This is a genomic window from Pseudovibrio sp. Ad26 (assembly GCF_001623285.1).
Taxonomy (GTDB): Bacteria; Pseudomonadota; Alphaproteobacteria; order Rhizobiales; family Stappiaceae; genus Pseudovibrio; species Pseudovibrio ascidiaceicola.
In genome coordinates this window covers 71856-91232 of the sequence record NZ_LMCE01000047.1, presented here as the reverse complement: position 1 = coordinate 91232, position 19377 = coordinate 71856, and the positions used below count along the sequence as shown (strand labels likewise).

16 protein-coding genes are annotated in these 19377 nt (G+C 51.8%); 10 read left to right on the top strand and 6 right to left on the bottom strand.

What is annotated here, in order from left to right; all coding sequences use genetic code 11:
* Positions 1-21: 21 nt before the first annotated feature.
* Entirely contained in the window at positions 22-750 is a 729-nt protein-coding gene (locus PsAD26_RS06890; RefSeq protein WP_082596932.1) for a 16S rRNA (uracil(1498)-N(3))-methyltransferase, read from the bottom strand.
* Between the two features lie 196 nt (positions 751-946).
* On the opposite strand from PsAD26_RS06890, the gene xseA reads away from it, so the two are divergent.
* Positions 947-2482 (top strand): exodeoxyribonuclease VII large subunit, encoded by a 1536-nt coding sequence (gene xseA / locus PsAD26_RS06885; RefSeq protein ID WP_063309803.1) that lies wholly within the window; start codon positions 947-949, stop codon positions 2480-2482.
* Positions 2483-2626: 144 nt separating this feature from the next.
* The gene (locus PsAD26_RS29645) at positions 2627-2803 is read left to right on the top strand and encodes a hypothetical protein (RefSeq protein WP_193758265.1); all 177 of its coding nucleotides are present in this window, start codon (positions 2627-2629) and stop codon (positions 2801-2803) included.
* 397 nt (positions 2804-3200) lie between these two features.
* Here PsAD26_RS29645 and PsAD26_RS06875 read toward each other — a convergent pair whose 3' ends face one another.
* The 4 genes from PsAD26_RS06875 to PsAD26_RS06860 form a co-directional block, all read right to left on the bottom strand.
* Complete coding sequence (locus PsAD26_RS06875) at positions 3201-4088, bottom strand: GNAT family N-acetyltransferase (protein WP_063310069.1); 888 nt, start codon at positions 4086-4088, stop codon at positions 3201-3203.
* Positions 4089-4183: 95 nt separating this feature from the next.
* The gene (locus tag PsAD26_RS06870) at positions 4184-5551 is read right to left on the bottom strand and encodes a TRAP transporter large permease (RefSeq protein ID WP_063309801.1); all 1368 of its coding nucleotides are present in this window, start codon (positions 5549-5551) and stop codon (positions 4184-4186) included.
* On the bottom strand, positions 5548-6219 hold the full coding sequence (locus PsAD26_RS06865; RefSeq protein ID WP_063302498.1) for a TRAP transporter small permease: 672 nt from the start codon (positions 6217-6219) through the stop codon (positions 5548-5550). Before PsAD26_RS06865 ends, PsAD26_RS06870 begins: the two co-directional genes overlap by 4 nt.
* A 139-nt stretch (positions 6220-6358) precedes the next feature.
* Positions 6359-7378, bottom strand: coding sequence for a C4-dicarboxylate TRAP transporter substrate-binding protein (locus tag PsAD26_RS06860; protein ID WP_063309800.1), 1020 nt, complete (start codon positions 7376-7378; stop codon positions 6359-6361).
* 450 nt (positions 7379-7828) lie between these two features.
* Between PsAD26_RS06860 and PsAD26_RS06855 the strand changes: the two genes are divergently transcribed.
* Together PsAD26_RS06855 and PsAD26_RS06850 are read left to right on the top strand one after the other, a co-directional pair.
* Entirely contained in the window at positions 7829-8659 is an 831-nt protein-coding gene (locus PsAD26_RS06855; RefSeq protein ID WP_063309799.1) for a universal stress protein, read from the top strand.
* Positions 8660-8856: 197 nt separating this feature from the next.
* Entirely contained in the window at positions 8857-11574 is a 2718-nt protein-coding gene (locus PsAD26_RS06850) for a bifunctional acetate--CoA ligase family protein/GNAT family N-acetyltransferase (RefSeq protein WP_063309798.1), read from the top strand.
* 24 nt (positions 11575-11598) lie between these two features.
* Here PsAD26_RS06850 and PsAD26_RS06845 read toward each other — a convergent pair whose 3' ends face one another.
* Positions 11599-13272, bottom strand: a complete 1674-nt coding sequence (locus PsAD26_RS06845) for a thiamine pyrophosphate-binding protein (RefSeq protein ID WP_063309797.1) — start codon at positions 13270-13272, stop codon at positions 11599-11601.
* Between the two features lie 299 nt (positions 13273-13571).
* Here PsAD26_RS06845 and PsAD26_RS06840 point away from each other — a divergent pair, with 299 nt between their 5' ends.
* The 6 genes from PsAD26_RS06840 (at position 13572) to PsAD26_RS06815 (ending at position 19213) form a co-directional block, all read left to right on the top strand.
* Entirely contained in the window at positions 13572-15140 is a 1569-nt protein-coding gene (locus PsAD26_RS06840) for a bifunctional aminoglycoside phosphotransferase/ATP-binding protein (protein WP_208985549.1), read from the top strand.
* Positions 15141-15282: 142 nt separating this feature from the next.
* Entirely contained in the window at positions 15283-15603 is a 321-nt protein-coding gene (locus PsAD26_RS06835) for a FeoA domain-containing protein (protein WP_063295402.1), read from the top strand.
* Positions 15600-17942, top strand: coding sequence for a ferrous iron transport protein B (gene feoB / locus PsAD26_RS06830; RefSeq protein WP_063309795.1), 2343 nt, complete (start codon positions 15600-15602; stop codon positions 17940-17942). Before PsAD26_RS06835 ends, feoB begins: the two co-directional genes overlap by 4 nt.
* Before the next feature lies 1 nt (position 17943).
* Positions 17944-18177 (top strand): FeoC-like transcriptional regulator, encoded by a 234-nt coding sequence (locus PsAD26_RS06825; protein ID WP_063287111.1) that lies wholly within the window; start codon positions 17944-17946, stop codon positions 18175-18177.
* A 189-nt stretch (positions 18178-18366) separates the two neighbouring features.
* Complete coding sequence (locus PsAD26_RS06820; protein WP_063309794.1) at positions 18367-18747, top strand: DUF805 domain-containing protein; 381 nt, start codon at positions 18367-18369, stop codon at positions 18745-18747.
* Between the two features lie 94 nt (positions 18748-18841).
* Positions 18842-19213, top strand: a complete 372-nt coding sequence (locus PsAD26_RS06815) for a DUF805 domain-containing protein (RefSeq protein WP_084403600.1) — start codon at positions 18842-18844, stop codon at positions 19211-19213.
* Positions 19214-19377 lie beyond the last annotated feature (164 nt).

The window sequence follows — 19377 nt, the reverse complement described above, 5'->3', positions numbered from 1 at the left end:
AGGCCTCCATTTGGAAGTACCTTAGAACCAATCTCCCAATTTTGCCTGAACAACGGCCAAAGCCGCGACGGCAGCTGTGTCTGCTCTTAAAATCCGTGGGCCAAGCGGGATAGCATGTACAAATGGTTTGCTATGCAAAAGCGCACGCTCTTCCTCAGAGAAACCGCCTTCCGGGCCGATTAATACGGCCAGAGGTCCTTTAGGAACATCTTTCAGTGCATCCAACGGATTGTGCGTCCCATGGCCTTCGTCACAGAAGATAATCTGACGATCACCTTCCTCTTGCTCCCACGTAGAAAGAAGTTTCTTAAGTTGCTGCGGCTCCATTACGGAGGGGATTGAAAGCACGCCGCACTGTTCACAGGCTTCAAGCGCATTGGATTCCATGCGCTCCAGCTTCACTTTTGGGTTTTGGGTGAACTGGGTGAGCACCGGGCGTAAGCGCCCTGCTCCCATCTCCACGGCCTTTTGAACCATGTAATCCAGACGCGCCAGTTTCAGCGGTGCAAACAGATAGTCCAAGTCTGGCATCGGTGTCTGCTCACGCAACTGCTCAGTCACAATCAGGTGACAGGACTTACGCCCCGTCGGCAGTATCTGAGCCCGCCACTCTCCATGCTTGCCGTTGAAGACGAGCACATCGCCTCCCTCCTTCATGCGAAGGACATTCAGAAGGTAGTTGGCCTGTGCGCGGTCTGCCTCCAATTGAAGGCCTGCGCGGAGATCTTGATCGACAAATAAGCGTTGCATGCGAAACTCATAGCGGGACATGGGGGCACCATATGCCAAGCACACGGCAGATACCACTTTGCGCTTAAAGATTTGCTGGTGAGAACTCAATGTCTCAACAGGTGGAAGCGCTTCTCACGGTTCCCCTTTGCAATTGTCACGGGCTACACTAAGAGAGAATGGTTTACTTTTTGCCGCATATGAAAGAAGTCTGACATTGTCTGAACGCTCCAACATTGCTGAATATACCGTCTCCGAGATTTCCGGTGATATCAAACGCGAGCTTGAGGACAAGTTTGGCTATATCCGTGTGCGTGGCGAGTTAGGACGTGTGAGCAAACCAGCTTCAGGGCATATCTATCTGGATGTAAAAGACGACAAGTCCGTGCTTTCCGGCATTATCTGGCGTGGCAATGCTTCACGGCTCAAGGTTCAGCCAGAGCAAGGTCTTGAAGTCATTGCGACGGGTAAAATCACCACCTTTCCCGGGCAATCCAAGTACCAAATGGTGATTGATAGCCTTGAGCCCGCTGGCGCCGGGGCGTTGATGGCGCTGCTGGAAGAGCGCAAGCGCAAACTGGCGGCAGAAGGTTTGTTTGCAGAAGAGCGCAAGGTTGCCTTACCACGTATGCCACGCGTGATTGGCGTTGTTACGTCCCCAACTGGTGCGGTTATTCGCGATATCCTGCATCGCATCAGCGACCGTTTTCCTCTGCATGTTTTGGTTTGGCCAGTTCGCGTACAGGGTGAGAGCTGCGGCTCTGAAGTTGCAGCTGGTATTCGCGGTTTTAACGCGCTTGAGGCCAACGGAGCGATACCACGCCCAGATGTTCTGATCGTTGCGCGCGGTGGTGGTTCGATTGAAGACCTTTGGGGCTTTAATGATGAAGCTGTGGTTCGTGCTGCAGCAGACTCCCAAATCCCGCTGATTTCAGCTGTTGGACATGAGACAGACTGGACATTGATTGATCTGGCCGCCGATGTACGTGCGCCAACGCCAACTGGTGCTGCTGAGTTTGCTGTTCCGGTAAAGGCTGAGATGACCGCACAGGTGGATGATCTGTCCCGCCGCCTCTCAACAGGCCTGTTGCGCTTGGTCCAAACGCGCCGCACGGAGCTGCGGGCCGCAAGTGCTGCACTGCCTGCTCCACGAGATCTTCTTGCTCTTCCACGCCAGCGGTTTGATATGGTGGCAGGCCGTCTTGAGCAGGGACTGAAGACGAACACGCAAATCCACCGGAATTCTCTGACAGCAGTTTCCTCCGGCTTACGTCCTATCACACTTGAACGGCAGGTTGCGCAAGGGCGCGAGCGGCTTCAGGTTTTGAAAGGTCGTGCCATTGCAGCCTTTTCCAACCAAGTGCAACGGCAACGCCTGCGCCTTTCCAACTCTGCCGGGCTTTTGGCCTCACTAAGCTATGAGCGAGTGATTGAGCGTGGTTACGCTGTGGTGCGTGATCAGGCTGGTGTTCCACTGGCCAGCGCACAGGATGTTCAGGCAGGGCAATCCCTGAAACTGGAGATGAAGGGTGGCACTGTTGGAGCTGTGGCTGATGGGGGTGGGGTAACGCCAACGCCTCCGCGACCAATGAAGCCGATGTCAGAAACCGTCGTTGAGGCTACTGCGGAGCCAACTTCTCCTCCAAAGAACCTGGAGGAGCATGTGGCTCAGACAAAAGCAAAACAGACTAAGCCTGCTCCAAGAAAGAAGAAAAGTGTGGTTGATCCAGACGCACAAGGCAGCTTGTTTTAGAAGTGATTACGGAGGAATACCCTCTATTTCCTCATTTTAAATTTTCTACGATAAACGGAGGGCAGGATATTGCGGTCCGAGGACAATAACCGAGATGTAAAAATTGAATCAACGCAAGATTTTTGTAAGGCGTTGAGTTTCTTGTTGGAAGATCCCACGTTTCCAGAGGAGAACATTCGAACTGTTGCATTTATTGAAGCCATGCAGGCTTGGCTTGAGGCTTTTGAGGGGCGCAACAGTTTGTTTGATGAGCCATCTGATCGTTATGTTACGTGGGCCGATCTTTACAAGTTGTTGCAAGCCTCTGCTATTTATGAATGAAAAGGGTGGAGTTATTCTCTTTCTTCTGGCGGCTGATATTCTGGCATAGCGACAGCCCCCTTCAAGATTGCGTGATTAAGGGATCAGGACTATATTGAGGAAGAGAAAGGGAGCTACAGCCTCCTTTCCCGATGGCTTATTTTAGAATTGCACGGAACCAGAGTACCAGTCTGTTCCGTGCTTTTTCTATTTTGAACTTCAGTTCAAATTTCATCCATCTACCACCTCCTTCACCAGGCATTGCTACGATCGGAGTGCCTAATTTCTCCGATTGCGTGGACTGGCTCACGCTGCTGCTTTGCAAAGGAGATGGGTTTCTGGATGCTATCGAACCTCGGTAGAAATCACTATCCGAGACACTAAGGGGTATGTGTAGTTCAAGCGAGACAAAAACAGATCAGGCGGAGACTCTCGATAATTCAACTGGCTCCTTAAGCAAGGCAAGATGGAAGCTTCCGTTTTGCTTGAAACCGATAGCCTCATAAGCTTTTGCTGCCGCGGGATTATCGGTGAACAGAACCGATCTCCGTACACCTTGTTTCTTCACAAGATCCAGTGTGAGTGCAACGACGGCTCTGGCATATCCGTTGTTGCGATGTTCAGGTGGTGTCCAGACAGGGCCGACTTGCACGATTTCCGCAAGGGTTGCATTAAACCCGCTCAACGCAACAGGTTGCTCTTTGTCCAACAAGACCCATGCATTACCGCTTTTTTGCATTTGCGTCACGCGGTTTGTGATGTGTTTGTCATGCTCTTCGTTGGCTTCACCGCCAAAGGCTTCCAGCTCGTACGCTTTTAGCCAATCGAACAGTAATGACGTATCAGCTTCTGACGTTGGGATCAGAGTGAACTGATCTCTAGTTGCTTTCTCAGTGAGTTGCAGCTCCTCCAAGGCCAATTGATAGAGGCCTTCGCTGCGGTTGGTATTGAAGGCAGTTACGGGAAAGTTCAGTTTGCTCAACACAAAACTGGCTTGCTCACCATCGCCAACCAATCCGGCAATGGGACGGTTAACAACTTCACAGAAATGCGTGGTGAGAGCTTCCAGAGCGTTCAAGTCAGGTGCCTGTGTCATCAGGTTACCGTTCCAGAATTGCGCCAGAACACCTATTAGCTCACCGGCCTCATCGTAAGCGCCCCAATACTCTCCTGAATATAGCTCGCCCGTGTACTTCAGGCCCGCCTTTTCGATATTGCTGAGCAGAAACATTGAGCTGTAGACGTGCTTCATCAAGAACGACCAAACTGCCTCTTGATCCTGATTAGATAATTTTTTGATTTTCATGGCAATGCTCTTTGTTTGAAACCACAGAGTATGGCGCAGTAAAAAACCCCGGTCCACTGACCGGGGTTTTCCATTATCTCAATTGAACAGCCATTTTACATCAAGGATGGCAGGAAAGTTATGATTGCCGGGAAAGCCACCAAGACAGCTACAGTCACCACATCCGCTACGAAGAACGGTGTTGCACCACGGAAGACTTCCTGAACCGGAATGTCTGGACGCACGCCAGAGACCACGAAGCAGTTCAAGCCAATGGGCGGTGTAATCAGGCAGAGCTCTGCCATTTTCACCACGATGATACCGAACCAGATCGCACAGGCTGCCCCAGACATGCCAAGTGTGCTTTCTGCTGCACTAACATCGAGGCCACCATTAAGTGCCATGATTGCCGGGAAGACCACCGGAAGGGTCAGCACGAGCATACCAATTGCATCCATGAACATGCCAAGCACAGCATAGCCAAGCAGAATGCAAACAATGATCATCATTGGCGGATAATCCAGTGCGACGATGAACTCTCGGAACGCATCTGGCAGGCCTGCAAAACCGAGGAAACGGACATAGACGAGTACGCCCCAGATGAGCGTGAAGATCATCACCGTCAGCTTTGCTGTCTCGTGAAGGGCCAGGAAAAGCTGCTTGGTACGCATACCTTTGTAAAACGCAGCCAGTAGCACCACGAACGCGCCACACGCGCCAGCTTCTGTTGGTGTTGCAAAGCCAAAATAGAGGCTGCTGAAGATGATCAGGATCACGCCAATGATAGGGAACGTGCCGGGTACAGATTCAAAGCGCTCTTTCCAGCTGTAGCCACCGATTGCAGGTGCTCCGCCCTGCCATGCAGCGATGACATAAATGATGACTGCATATATGAGAACGGAAACAACACCGGGCAAAAAGCCAGCCATGAGGAGTTTGCCAACACTCTCTTCCACCAAAATGGCGTAGATCACGAGGATAGCGCTTGGTGGGATCAGCGAGGCCAGTGTTCCACCAGCCGCAACCACAGCCGCGGAGAGGCGTTTGGAGTAGCCTGCTTCCAACATTTCCGGGATAGCGACACGGGCGAACACGGCAGAGGTTGCAGTCGATGCGCCTGATACAGCCGCAAAACCTGCTGTGGCGAAAACGGTGCCGATTGCCAAGCCACCTGGAAGCCAACCTAGCCAGCGTTTTGAGGCTTCAAACAGCTGCTTTGTCAGGCCAGCGTAATAGGCCAGAAAGCCGATCAGGATGAAGGTGGGCAAAACGGACAGTGCGTAAGTTACAGATTTGGAATGCGGGATCGTGCCAGCCATTTTTGCAGCGGTCATGACACCGCGTTCAAACCCGAGGCGCATGGAAAAGATCGCGACCATGCCCATAATGCCAACGAACGCTGCCGCAAAGGCAACACGAACACCAATGATGACGAGGAGCAAGAGCATCCCGGTCATGATGAGACCGATATCAAACGGGGTCATGATGCACCTCCGTGGGCAGGTGTTCTCATTTCAGGCCCCTCTTCTCCGTTTTCGGCGGAATGGAATGTCTCCTCAATCTCAGCTTTTGCATGCTGAGCAGCATCCATCACGTGCGGCAAATCCAAAACTGAGGCTGACGGGTTGATGATCAGGCGGGAGTAGCCAAACAGCTGAAGAACGAGGCGAAGCCACAACAAAGACAATGCAAGTGGAACAATAAACTTGGACGGCCAGGTCGGGATGGAAATATCCATCGTGCTGTCCCCAAAGGTCCATGCACGATCAAAGTGCAGGAAGGAGCCATACATCAACACCGATACAACGAGGAGGATTGCCAGCACACCGAGGAACTCTGCAATCCACTGAGTACGACCTCTGAAGACGCCGATTACCAACTCCATACGGATATGGCCGCCAACACGCTGACAATAAGCGATGCCCATGAACGCGAACACGGCCATGGCTTGCTCTGTAATATCAATAAAACCGGGTACGGGCTGGTTGAACAAGTTGCGTCCAGCGACCTGAACGACGGCCAGCAACATCAAGACGAGGATGGATGTTGCTGCAATGAGGTTGAACAGGTTTTCGATTTTCCCCAGCACGCCGTTAAAGCGGAGATAGGCCATATCCGACTTGGGATATGCGGGGCCGTTTGATTTGGACATGTTATCAGCCCGATTTTAAGAGAAATGTTGTGCCCTGCTCAGAGCGAATACATTTGAGCAGGCTCTTAAACAAAACTCCGATGAGCAGCCATCGGAATAAAAAAGGCGCACCAAACAGGGTGCGCCTTTTGATAGGTAATTACTTACCAGCAATTGTGTTTTGTACGAGCGTGAGCAGTTCTGCTGCTGGGAGGCCCTTTGCAGACATATCTTCAACCCACTTGTCCCAGATTGGCTTACCAGCAATAGCTTTGAAGCCTTCAAGCTCTTCTTCCGTAAAGGAGACTTGCTTAACATCGTTTGCTTCCAGAGCTGGATAGAACTTGTCGTAGACCTTTGCGTAGGTGTCCAGGTAGTGCTGAACTGCTGGTGCAACACTTTCATCCAGTGCCTTCTGGAATTCAGGTGACAGCAAGTCGTAAGCATCTGTGCTGACGACAACCGGACAGCTCACGGTGCCTGGGTTCAGGTTGTTGGTCCACCAGCTGCCAGCTTCAACCGTTTTGAATGACAGATGTGCATGAGGTGCAAAAGCAACGGCCTGCACGGTACCAGAATCAATCGCCTGATACGCCTCTGAAGCTGTCACGGTTGTCGGAACAGCGCCAATGGTCTTCATAGCATTACCAACGCCACCAAGAGCACGTACACGCATGCCTTCAAAGTCAGCCAGCTTTGCAGGTGCATCGCCTTTACCCAGCAGGTTGTACTGCGGCATTGGAGATGGCATCAGCAGTTTTGCATTCCAACGACCAAGATCTTTTTGAACTGCAGGGTGATTGTAGAGCGCAAAATCTACCTTCACCTGAGTTTCCAGATCAGGCACGCCGAGGAATGGCAGATCGGTGGTGGTCAATGTCGGGTTTTTGTCTGCATGGTAAGATGCGCAGAACTGCGCCATCTCGAACGCACCGATGGAGATACCATCAAGGTTTTCGCGAGATTTGGAGAGTGCTCCACCGTAATGCAGCTTGATTTCGAAATTGCCGTTTGTGCGTGCTGCCACTTCTTCCGATAGCTTTTCAACGTGCTCGGTAAATGCACGTCGTTTGCCCCACAACGAGACATTCCAGGTCACATCTGCAGCCAGAGCTTCGCCCACAAACGCGGAGCCCATTGTTGCTGCGAGCGCAGCGGTCGCAACCTTAAGATTTTTCATTTATCAACTCCCGAAAATAAATTGGCCGTCCTTGCAATAGGTGCAAATCCAGCCCCTCCCTGAATTCCGTCGAATATAGAAATATCACAATTTTCTCAGTAATAAACCTTAGTAATTCGAAGATTTAATGACTATTCACATGCCCCTAGGTTCGTTCGTCCAAAATATCTTTGCAGGGCGCAAGTGTATAAAAACTCTGCTTTTATTCAGCTGATGAGTTCTTCTTTGTCTAAAGTATAAAGACTTTAAGTATACCTATTTGGAGCGAAACTGGGCTACCTTACACTCCCTTACTTATAATAATAGTGAAACTGCATTATTTTTCAAAACCTTATCCCAATGATTAAGGTTGACAAGGATCAAAGCAGCTATTGCAATGCTGACCTAATATTTCAGGCGAGGGACAACCTCCCGTACCGCTAAGAAATAGAGGGCAAGGAGACAAGGCTTATGGCAATCAAGGACATTCTCACCATTACAGACCTGAACGGCGATCAAACAGCATCTAAGGTTGCTGTTGAATTTGCCCGTCAGGCAGGTGCACATGCAACTGGGCTTGCACTGGCATTCGAGCCAATCGTTCCCGGCTTTTTGGCAGCACCAATGCCAACCGATTATTTGCAGGTTGCTAAAAATCAGGCCATCGATGCTGCTAAGACTTCTACTGAGAAGTTCAAAGGCTACGCAGAACTTGCTGGTATCTCCACTGAAACTCGTGTGGAAGAGATCGTCACCGGTGGCAGCCTTGAATCCATCATGGGTCATTGCCGCTTGAGCGACATGGTTGTGATTGGTCAGGACAATCCTGAGGCACCTGAGCCAATGCGCGAAATGTTGATCGAAGGTCTGCTGTTCGAATCTGGCGTACCTACGCTGATCGTTCCATTCATCTCCAAAGGTGATTTCAAGCCGAAAAAAGTTGTTTTGGCTTGGGATGGCAGCGCGACAGCAGCACGTGCAGTGCATTCAGCGCTTCCAATTCTGGAAATGGCAGAGCATGTTACAATCGTGATCGTGAACAAAGGTCTGCCTCTTGAAGGTGAGCCAGGTTCCGACATTGCAACGTATCTTGCCCGCCACGATCTGGAGATCAATGTTGATGTGATCAACAACCCACCAATCGGTGTTGGCGATGCGCTTCTCAACTATGTCTCAGAAAATGGAACAGACCTGCTTGTTATGGGTGGTTACGGTCACAGCCGTATGCGTGAATATCTCGTAGGTGGAGCGACCCGCGACATTCTGCATTCCATGACTATTCCAGTTCTGATGGCTCACTAATTTAGTTGGGGGACGTCCCATTTTGTCTCCCGATCCTTGCCCATTTTGAAAGGGAGAGAGGTGTCGCTTTGCTGTCGCACCTCTCTTCTATTTTGAAGATCAAACGCCCTTCAGCTCCATTGTGAGGGGCATTGGTCTGAATTGAATACCTGAGTAACAGCACCTAAAACTCAACAGAGTTTGACGGGAAATGCGCTATGACGATCTGCAATCTAGAGGGTTTGACCTCTCCACGCTCTATTGCCATTGTTGGCCCAAACAGCAAGCAGGAGGTGGTCCTGCAGCGTCTCATCGACAGCCTTGTCGGCTGCGGGTTTTCTGGCCCTAAAGCGTTTATTAACTTGCCCGGAACTTCAGCAGATGGATTTAGGAGTATCGCTTCAATTCCAGAGGTGGATGGTAAAGCAGATCTTGCCATTTTGCTGGGAGACCATACTACAGCAGCAGATGACATCAGGCTTCTCGGCGAGCAAGGCACACGCGCTGTGGTTATTCCCGCAAGCGGCTTTGACAGCTGGCGTGATGAACACCTTGATGCGCTTTTGAAAGCTGCACATCCGTACAATATTCGAATTCTCGGCCCGGGTAGCCTCGGGATCGCTTCCCCACATTCCAAGCTCTCTACGCTCCTGACAAGTGAGCAAGCTTTGAAAGGGGAACTGGCGCTTATTTCCCGCTCCGGCACTATCTTCAACACCACCTTGTCCTGGGCCAAAGCCAACTCCATCGGGTTCTCTGGTGTTGTTTCTCTTGGTCGCCGCTTGGATGTTGATGTTTCTGATCTGTTGGACTGGTATGCGCAGGATTATCGGACCAAAGCGATCCTTGTGCACCTTGAGACCATTGCAAACCCTCGCAAGTTTATGTCAGCAGCCCGTGCTGCGGCCCGATCTAAACCAGTGATCGTTATTCGCAGTGGTGCGAGCCGTGACCAGCACATTTCAGGCACCGCCCACTCCAGCCGTCTGGCAACGCGCGATTCTGTTTATGATGCAGCTTTGCAGCGTGCTGGCGTGCTTCGTGTTTACGACCTTGATGAGATGTTTGAAGCCGCAGAGACTGTCACCCGCGTTGCTCCATCAGCGGGGCGGCGACTTTCTATCATCGCGAATGGTCGTAGTCTGGCAACGCTGGCTGCTGACCGCCTTGCGAAGGTTGGTGGCAAGCTGGCTCCTATCAGTGAGGAAACCAAAGAGAAGCTTTGCTCTTTGACCCGGACTGATGCGCGGGCGGACAATCCGTTGGTCTTGTCTGAAGCTGCGAGTCCTGAGGAGTTCAAAGAAGGCATCAGCGCTTTATTGAGAGACCCGAATTCCGACGGTGTGCTGGCCATTGCTGCACCGACAGCTTTTGAAGATTTCTCTCAGGTTGCGAAAGCCTTTGCTGAGGCAGGTCAGGAAGACCGCAAACGGCTCGGCAAGCATCAGGCTTTTGTGACTACGCTGGCTGGTGGTGCCAATATTCCGCGACAAGTTCTTGATGAAGCACGTGTGCCTTGTTATCCAAGCCCGTCTGGCGCAATCCGCTCCTTTATGCACCTGGTTCGATACAAGGAAGCGAAGGATCACCTTTCTGCTGTGCCGGACAGTTTGCCCAGCGATTACAAGCCGAACTTGCGGTTGGCGAAAGAGACAATTCGCGTTGCGCTGGAGAATGGACAGAAGTGGCTGACCCCTTTGCAAACGCGGGAACTTCTGCGAGCCTATTCAGTTAATCAAGTCGAATTGCATCTGGTAAAAACCGTTGAGGAAGCTGCCAAGGTTGCTGAGGTTTTGTTCGATAAACACGATCAACTTGTTCTTAAAGTCAGCAGCCCTGATTTAACCTTCAAGTCTGATGTTGGCGGCGTGCATCTTGGCGTTGACAGTGTTGCAGGTGTGAAAGCAACTTTTGAGAAAATCCTTGGCAATGTGAAGCACTCCTATCCGCATGCTGACATTACCGGTGTTGAAATCCAACCAATGGTGACGCGCAGGTTTGGATTAGAAACCTATGCTGGCCTTGCGGATGATCCGGTGTTTGGGCCCGTGGTCGTGTTTGGCAAAGGCGGCACATCCGTTGAGGTGGTTGGTGACCGGGCGATTGATCTGGTGCCAATTGATCTTAACCTCGCCAAGGCGATGATCTCCCGTACCAGCACAGCCAAGCTGTTGAAGGGGTTCCGTAATCGTCCATCTGCCAATGTTGCAGAGGTCGAGCATCTACTGGTGAAGCTCTCTCAGATCGCCGTTGATTTCCCGGAAGTGCGAGAGCTGGATTTGAATCCGGTAGTGGTCGATGAAAATGGCATCGTGGTGCTTGATGCGCGTGTCGCGATCAGTGCTCCAGATAAACGGCCTGGACGACAAGGTGCGTCTCGCTTGTCTATCGTGCCCTACCCTGTTGAATGGGAACACACACATAAGCTGAAGGATGGCAAGACGATCCTGATCCGGCCAATACGACCTGAAGACCAAGGCAAGCTGAAGAACTTTTTTGAGAAGGTTTCGGTTGAAGACTTGCGGCTAAGGTTCTTTGCTCCCGTCAAAGAGTTTTCGCATACGTTTCTAGCTCGGCTCGTGCAGCTGGACTACGCGCGGGCCATGGCATTTTCGGCTATTGATCCTGAAACGGGCGATATTCTGGGAGTGGTTCGGCTTCATGCAAACCCGGACCACACCGAGGGCGAGTATGCCGTGATGGTACAATCCAACCTCAAGGGCATGGGTCTTGGTTGGGTTCTGATGAAGTTGATTATTCGTTATGCGAAGGTGGACGGCATCCAGACCGTCAAAGGTGAGGTTCTACGCGAGAACACCACCATGCTGGATATGTGCCGCAGCCTCGGTTTCCGCGTGAAGCGCTCTCCTGATGACGATGCGCTTGCTGATGTTGTTTTGGACGTCACAACCCTTGACCGGGAGACGATGAGCTAAGCCATCGTCTCCGCAATGTTTCGCTTAACTCGTCGCCATAGAGGCTTCGCGAATCTGTGACAGCGAACGGATTGGCGTGATCGCTTCTGGGTCCAGATGCAGATGCAACAGAGCTGGCTTGCCGCTTGCTTTTGCAGCTTCAAAGGCGGGACCGAACTCATCAGCCGTTTTCACTGTGCTTGAGTGGAAGCCATAGGCTTTTGCAACATCAGCAAAGTTTGGATTGTGCAGTGTGGTTGCGCTGATGCGCCCTGGATACTCACGTTCCTGATGCATGCGGATTGTGCCGTAGATGCCGTTGTCGACAACAACTACAATAATGTTTGCACCCTCCTGCGCTGCAGTACCCAGCTCCTGAATGGTCATCTGCAGACATCCGTCACCCGCAAAACAGACCACATCACGCTCAGGGAACTTGAGCTTGGCTGCTACGGCTGCTGGTAGGCCATAGCCCATTGAGCCGGAGGTTGGAGCCAGCTGCGTGTTATATTTGCGGAAGCGATGGAAGCGATGCACCCAAGTGGCGTAGTTGCCCGCACCATTGGTGAAGATGGTGGAGTCATCGAGGTTGTTCTCAATCCACTCCATCACCTCAGCCATTTGCAGATCACCCGTCACCGTTGGGCGAGCACCTGACCATGCCAGATAATCCGCATGCGCTTCTTCAACCTGTGCATTCCAGCCAGCTTGCTGCTTTATGTCTAACTCTGCCAGAGCTTCGCAGAAGCCTGCAGGGCTGGCGTTGATACCCAGCGTTGGCATGTACATGCGCCCAAGTTCCTCTGCACCCGGATGGATGTGAACGACCTTTTGTGCCGGTACTGGAATGTTCAGCATGGAATAAGACTGGCTTGGCATCTCGGAGAGGATATCACCGAGCAGAACAATGAGATCTGAGTTCTCGATGCGAGCTTTGAGCTTCGGGTTGATGCCGATGCCCACATCACCAGCGTAGCAGGCATGGCCGTTGTCAAAGAGCATCTGGCGGCGGAACGATACACCAACCGGCAAATCAGTCTTTTCAGCAAAAGCCTTAAAGGCGTCGCAGGTCTCTTCTGACCAGCGGGAACCGCCGAGAATGAAGAATGGACGCTCGGCCCCTTCCAGCAGTTGTTTAAACTCTTCCATCTGATGATTGGACGGATAAGTCTCAATTGGGCGCATAGCCGGAACACGTTGTGCCTCTGCCAGCTCTATCAGCATATCTTCTGGCAAGGCCAAAACGACAGGACCGGGACGGCCTGATGTTGCGACATGGTAAGCGCGCGAGATCATTTCCGGGATACGATCCGCTTGATCAATCTCAGCAACCCATTTGGCGATGCTGCCAAACATCTGACGGTAGTTGACTTCCTGAAAGGCATCACGTTCGCGCATATCGCGAGCGATCTGGCCAACAAACAGGATCATCGGCGTGGAATCCTGCTGCGCAATGTGCACGCCAGCAGATGCGTTGGTTGCACCCGGGCCGCGTGTCACCATGCAAATGCCCGGCTTCCCGGTCATTTTACCCCAAGCTTCTGCCATCATGGCCGCGCCGCCTTCCTGACGGCACAGGGTTATGGGAACGGAGGCATCATACAGCGCATCCAGAACAGCAAGATAGCTCTCACCCGGCACACAGAAGACACGTTCGGCGCCCTGATCTTCCAGCGCATCCACGATTAACTGACCACCGGTCCGCATTGTCTGGCTCATCCCTCACTCCAGTCCTAATTCAATTGAAGGGAAGATACGCGGATTATGCTCTCGTGAAAATCTGCAGTATTTCTCTTTATTATTCCTAGATGGAATGAACTGGGCAAAACACAGTGTGAATGATGAAGCCTGCATGACAGATTGAGTAGTTTGTTGAGTTACCCCTGTTTTTCACTTTCACAATAAATCTATGGCCCTAGAATACCTCTTAAGCCCGATTGATAGATTGGCAATTGCAGCCTGAAGGTGCACAACACCTCCAGAGAGTCTGCTTTTGCGTAGTTTTGATGGATGGACCAATGACCGCTGACAGTTTTGACGTGGATACTCTGACCCAAAGCGACATCATCAGCTTTTTCACCTCTCCCGAAGCGCACCGAGGGCAAGAGGTCAAGCGCATCGACACGCATGCGAATATTGCCTTTCTGGTTGGGAATGACGCCTACAAGATGAAGCGGGATGTGAAGTTTCCGTTCCTTGACTATTCCACTCTGGAGAAGCGGAAGACAGCTTGTGAAGCCGAGATCAAACTCAACAGTCAGTACGCCCCTCAGATCTACCGCAGTACCCTGCCCATCACATTGGAGCCGGATGGCTCTTTAGAGCTGGCCGGTCATGGCGCTGTCGTTGAGTGGGTGGTCCATATGAACCGCTTTAACGAACACCTCGGGCTGGACAGAGTTGCTGAGGAAAAGGGTATCAGCAGAGAGCTGGCGGTAGACTTAGCGAAACTGATGGTAGATGCCCATAGCCGAACAACACTGCGGGAAGCCCAGCCGTGGATTGATGATCTGCTCAATTACACCGACCAAAACCTTGTTGCATTCCAAGAGTTCCCGCAGTTTTTTCCCGGTGATCAAGTGTTAGCGCTGGACGAAGCTGCCCGCAAAGAGCACCAACATATCGAATGCATGATCCGGGACCGCGGCAAGTTGGGGCTTGTGCGTCTCAATCATGGTGATGCCCACCTGGCCAATATCGTTATGCATGACGGGAAGCCGCTTTTGTTTGATGCGGTTGAGTTTGATGATGCAATCGCGACGGGAGATGTTCTTTATGATCTCGCCTTTTTACTACTAGACCTATGTGAGCGAAAAGAGCCCGAAGCAGCGAATGTCGTGTTGAACACCTATCTCCAACTGGCGCGACAGCCGAAGCATCTGGAAGACCTTCGCGTATTAAGGTTCTACCTGATGATGCGAGCTGCGATCCGCGCCAAGATCGGGGCAGCGGCGTCATTGCACCAAGAAGGTGAAACACGGCGGAAGACCGAGTATCAGGCACAAGAGTATTTCAAGATTTGCCAAAGAGCGCTTGAACCAACACCACCTGTTCTTTGTGTGGTTGGTGGTCTTTCCGGCACTGGTAAAACCACGCTTGCTCAAGGCCTGGCCCCCTTACTTGGGCGCATGCCGGGAGCTGTACATCTGCGTACGGATGTTTTGCGTAAGGAGATGTTGGAGATTGGTGAGGTGGAGACTGCTGGTAAAGAGACATACACACCAGAGTTTTCTAATAAGGTCTATGCTGAGTTGCTGCATCGGGCTGAAGTGGTGCTGGCAGCCGGACACTCCGTCATTATCGATGGGGTTTATAGCAAGCCGGCAGAAAGAGACTCAGTTGAGCAACTTGCCATAAAGACGGGTGCAGAATTTCAGGGGATCTGGCTGGAAGCTGATGTGGAGACGCTTATCAACCGTGTTGATGCGCGACACGGCGACGCATCAGATGCAGACTCTGAGGTGGTGCGGATGCAGCAAAGTTACGATCTGGGCGAGATCCACTGGGTTAGGCTGGATAGCGCTAAATCCAAAGAAGCTGTTTTAGAACAAGCGCGTAGAGTGACAGGGCCGTCTCAATTACAGTAATATTCCATTTTTTATAATAATTCCAAAGTGATAGCAGCACTCTATTATGAGGGAATCTTCCCTTTTTGTTTGATTGCTGTCATTGCAAGTCATTCGCAATTGCAGTTTTATGTCTTCAAGAAATAAGATTTTGGAGACGTTGATGTCTTTGCTAGCCAGAGAAACATTCGAGCAAGCACCCCATAAAGAAGTCTTCGCGCCTTACCGCGAAACATTCGTTCCACCAGTACAGGCCAAGCCGCTGACAGAAGCACGTGCAGGTGTTGAGTTGAAAGTTGTTCGCCTTGGGCGAAACCGGGCAGATGCCCTGAAGTTGCGCTCTCTTGGCCTGACGAGTGACCGTCCACTTTCCATTTTTGAAGGCAGCGGCAAGCGGGCACGTATCCTTTCCATCGGCTCTCAGCGCGTGGCAGTTGGCGTTGATCTGGCTGACACCATTTTGGTGGAAGAGGTTAGCCAATGAGCTGCCACGACACCGGCTCTTGTCGCTGTGAAGACAAACCCCAAGTTCATTTGCTTGGAACTGCCAACTCCGGCAAATCCAGCCTGTTCAACAAGTTGACTGGCCGCAGTCAGGTTATCGGCAATTGGCCCGGTGTTACTGTTGATCGTAAGACTGGCATTTGCCAGACTCAGACCACCACGCTCGCCCTGCTGGACCTGCCGGGTGTTGCGACGCTTTCCTCCCCTGAAGATGACCGCATTGACGAGCGTATTACCCGTCAAGCGCTTTTGTCTGATCGCCCGACTGCACTGGCCGTTGTGCTTGATCCGATTGCGCTGGAGCGTTCTCTCGCTATTTTGCTGCAGGCCCTCGCATTTGATGTGCCAATCGTTGCAGTGATGACCAAAGCAGATCTTTGGCCTGCCGGTGTTTTGCAGTCAGCAGCTGATCGCCTCTCAGCTGCGCTTGCTATGCCGGTGATCGCAACTTCCGTCCACGACGAGCATTCTCTGGCTGGTTTGCGTGATGAATTGTCGACTGCTGTTCGCTCACCAGATGTCCCCTCCCGTTTGCTGACAGACCCGTTTGATCTGATTGAGCCTGTCAAAGAGCTCGCTGATGAGATCGCCAAACTGGCTCCGGCGTTGTCAGATCAATCCATGCCATTGGCGCATCGGTTAATGGAAGGAGACAAGCTGGCGCGTGAGATGGTGCCTGCTGCTGTGCTGGAGAAGGCTCAAGCTGTTTCCAAAAGATGTGAGCTTCGCCTGCAAGATCCAACTGAGTTGGTGATGGCGACGAGTTACTTCAATCGGGCTTATTCTCTCGCGCAACTGATGGAATTGCCTGAGCCACAGGATGTGCGCAGCTTCTCAGATAAGATTGACCGCTTTGTGCTTTCCAAGTGGGCTGGCCCGTTTGTGTTCCTTGGCGCGATGTATGCGATGTTCTTCATCGCGATTAATGTTTCCTCCTACTTCATCGATCTGTTTGATGGATTGGGAGACGCCTTGTTTATTCAGGCGCCGTTGAGCCTGCTTTATGCAGTTGGGCTTGAAGGTGGTGCACTGGAAATGCTGATCACAGCACTTGGCGGAGGTTTACAGACTGTCGGTACGTTCGCCCCTATCGTCGGTTTGCTTTTCCTCTGTCAGATTTTCCTTGAGCAGAGCGGGTATATGGCTCGTGCCGCAGTGGTTGCAGATGGCCTGATGCGCCGGATCGGACTGCCCGGTCGTGCCTTCCTGCCGCTTATTCTGGGCTTTGGTTGCACTGTACCTGCTGTTGTGGCGACCCGTACGCTGGAGACGGAGCGTGAGCGGGTGGTGACATCCATGATGGCGCCGTTCATGTCTTGTGGTGCACGTCTGCCGGTTTATGCGCTGTTTGCTGCTGCGTTCTTCCCAGTCAATGGCCAAAACATCGTGTTCGCGCTTTATCTACTGGGCGTTGGCGTTGCTGTCTTTACAGGCTGGGCGCTGTCCAAATCCTTCTATAAAGGGCAATCCACCAGTCTTGCGATTGAGCTGCCAACCTATCAGATGCCACAGTTTGCGCAGGTGATGAAGTTGGTCTGGACGCGTCTGAAGATTTTCCTGTTTGGCGCTGGTAAGATCATTGTCACGGTGGTCGCTGTTCTGACCATTTTGAACTCCGTGGACTTCAAAGGAAACGTTGGCAACGAGGCCAATGGCAACTCTGTTCTAGCAGTGGTTTCCAAGCAAGTAACACCAATCTTTGCCCCTATGGGGCTGAGTGAAGATGACTGGCCAGCCACAGTCGGTCTAGTCACTGGCATCTTTGCGAAGGAAGCTGTGGTTGGTACCTTGCAGACACTCTACGTCACCACTGATGAAGAAGGTGGAGCTCCTGCACCGCTGGAAACCGCGCAAGAGGCCATCAATACCTTCACGACCAGCATTGTGGACTTGACTTCGCAGATGCTTGATCCACTTGGCATCGATATTGGTGACACCTCCAGCTTCAATGTGGCTGCAGAAGAGCAAGAGGTTGAGGTTGGCTTGTTCACTGCACTTGCAGCGCACTTTGACGGAAAGGTCGGTGCATTCGCCTACATGGTTGCTGTGCTGCTTTACATTCCCTGCACTGCGGCTCTAGCAACTATCTGGCGTGAGGTTGGTCGCAACTGGGCTCTGTTTGCGGCAGGCTGGACCACCTTGCTGGCCTATTCCGGCGCTTCTCTGGCTTATCAGATTGGCACCTTCGCTCGCCATCCAACGTCTTCTGCGCTCTGGATCATTGGACTGCTGGCTGCAATTGCCAGTGTGTTGGTCTTCATGCGTCAGAAAGCAGAGAGCACCATTGCGCATCAGGCAGCACTGGAGGCCGCAGAATAAAATGTTGCAGCAGATCGAAGGTGTTTTGGCAAAGCGTGGCGGCGCCACCGTGGGTGAGATCGCTCAGGATATGAACATCCCAAGTGACTTTGCCATGGCGATGGTTTCGCAGCTCAAAGCATTGGGGCGCATTGAGGAAGTGGGATGCTCCTCAAGCTCCGCCTCCAGCAGCTGTGCAAGCTCCTGTGGGGGATGCAGCTTTGCGCCGACGGTTCAGTATCAGCTCAAACAGTAAGCTCTGCTTAAGCAAATAAACACAAACAGGAGAGTAAAGACCGGTTCTTTACTCTCCTGTTTTGCATTTGGGCTTTCAATTGAACCACAGTCACAGGCCCCTTGCATCTCAGTAATTGCAGTTGAAACACGTTGCTTGGCATTCTGACCTTCGGACCGTCATAGATTTGGCAATTAACGTGAGGATGCGATGACCTTTAACCAAGCTGTCAGAACCTGTTTCAAGAAGTATGCTCACTTCTATGGTCGGGCATCACGTTCTGAGTTTTGGTGGTGGGTTCTCTTCAGCTCCATTATGGGCCTAATCGCAGCTGGTGTTGACGGTTTGATCCTTGAAAGTCTTTTTCAGCAAATTCCTGAGAGCAATCAGCACACCACGCAGCCAATAGGTTTGATCGTCTCAGCTATATTGCTCCTGCCGGGATTAGCCGTGGGCGTTCGTCGCCTTCATGATGTGAACTATTCCGGGTTTTGGTTGTTTCTCTGGCTCTTGCCAATCTTAGGCTGGGTGTTCTTACTCTATCTTCACGTCCTGCCATCCCGAGAAGTTGTGATTGCCCGTTATCAGTGAACCCGCATCATCTCAGTGATTGCCGCCCGCTTGTGTTCCTGGGCATTCTGGCACTCAAGCTGTGCACGAAGCAAAACAACGATGTGAGGACGCTATGACCTTTGAACGAGCCATCAGAACTTGTTTCAAGAAGTATGTGCAGTTCACTGGCCGCGCACCGCGGTCCGAATACTGGTGGTGGGCTCTGTTCGTTTTCATCGTGATGGTTGCCGCTCACCTTATCGATAACTTTGTGATCGCCCCTACTCTGGGATTGCCTGCGGGGAGTGTGCAGGATGGTGCTCCGTTAAGCTCCATCATGAGCATTGCATTCTTCTTGCCCAATCTGGCCGTGGCCGTGCGGCGGCTGCATGACATCAATCGATCTGGCTTTTGGTTGCTGATCGCTTTCATACCGATTCTAGGTGGTTTGCTGCTGCTTTACTGGTTTGTGCAGCCATCATTCCATGGCAAAACGAAATATTAGAATTAGAATTAATACAAACTGGATAGTGCTGTGTCGGATCGGGCATAAGCAGAAATTATGCGACACTTTGCATAGCGCATAGCTCCTAATGCAACTCACTTTTTCAAGGAAACAGTTACTACAGCAAAGACAAGTGCCCTATCTTTTGGGGTGCACTGGTCATG

What these genes read in the sequence shown, in the direction of transcription:
- PsAD26_RS06890 (WP_082596932.1), bottom strand. Translation starts at nt 750, where the DNA reads ATGCAACGCTTATTTGTCGATCAAGATCTCCGCGCAGGCCTTCAATTG.
- PsAD26_RS06875 (WP_063310069.1), bottom strand. Translation starts at nt 4,088, where the DNA reads ATGAAAATCAAAAAATTATCTAATCAGGATCAAGAGGCAGTTTGGTCG.
- PsAD26_RS06870 (WP_063309801.1), bottom strand. Translation starts at nt 5,551, where the DNA reads ATGACCCCGTTTGATATCGGTCTCATCATGACCGGGATGCTCTTGCTC.
- PsAD26_RS06865 (WP_063302498.1), bottom strand. Translation starts at nt 6,219, where the DNA reads ATGTCCAAATCAAACGGCCCCGCATATCCCAAGTCGGATATGGCCTAT.
- PsAD26_RS06860 (WP_063309800.1), bottom strand. Translation starts at nt 7,378, where the DNA reads ATGAAAAATCTTAAGGTTGCGACCGCTGCGCTCGCAGCAACAATGGGC.
- PsAD26_RS06855 (WP_063309799.1), top strand. Translation starts at nt 7,829, where the DNA reads ATGGCAATCAAGGACATTCTCACCATTACAGACCTGAACGGCGATCAA.
- PsAD26_RS06850 (WP_063309798.1), top strand. Translation starts at nt 8,857, where the DNA reads ATGACGATCTGCAATCTAGAGGGTTTGACCTCTCCACGCTCTATTGCC.
- PsAD26_RS06845 (WP_063309797.1), bottom strand. Translation starts at nt 13,272, where the DNA reads ATGAGCCAGACAATGCGGACCGGTGGTCAGTTAATCGTGGATGCGCTG.
- PsAD26_RS06840 (WP_208985549.1), top strand. Translation starts at nt 13,572, where the DNA reads ATGACCGCTGACAGTTTTGACGTGGATACTCTGACCCAAAGCGACATC.
- PsAD26_RS06835 (WP_063295402.1), top strand. Translation starts at nt 15,283, where the DNA reads ATGTCTTTGCTAGCCAGAGAAACATTCGAGCAAGCACCCCATAAAGAA.
- feoB (WP_063309795.1), top strand. Translation starts at nt 15,600, where the DNA reads ATGAGCTGCCACGACACCGGCTCTTGTCGCTGTGAAGACAAACCCCAA.
- PsAD26_RS06825 (WP_063287111.1), top strand. Translation starts at nt 17,944, where the DNA reads ATGTTGCAGCAGATCGAAGGTGTTTTGGCAAAGCGTGGCGGCGCCACC.
- PsAD26_RS06820 (WP_063309794.1), top strand. Translation starts at nt 18,367, where the DNA reads ATGACCTTTAACCAAGCTGTCAGAACCTGTTTCAAGAAGTATGCTCAC.
- PsAD26_RS06815 (WP_084403600.1), top strand. Translation starts at nt 18,842, where the DNA reads ATGACCTTTGAACGAGCCATCAGAACTTGTTTCAAGAAGTATGTGCAG.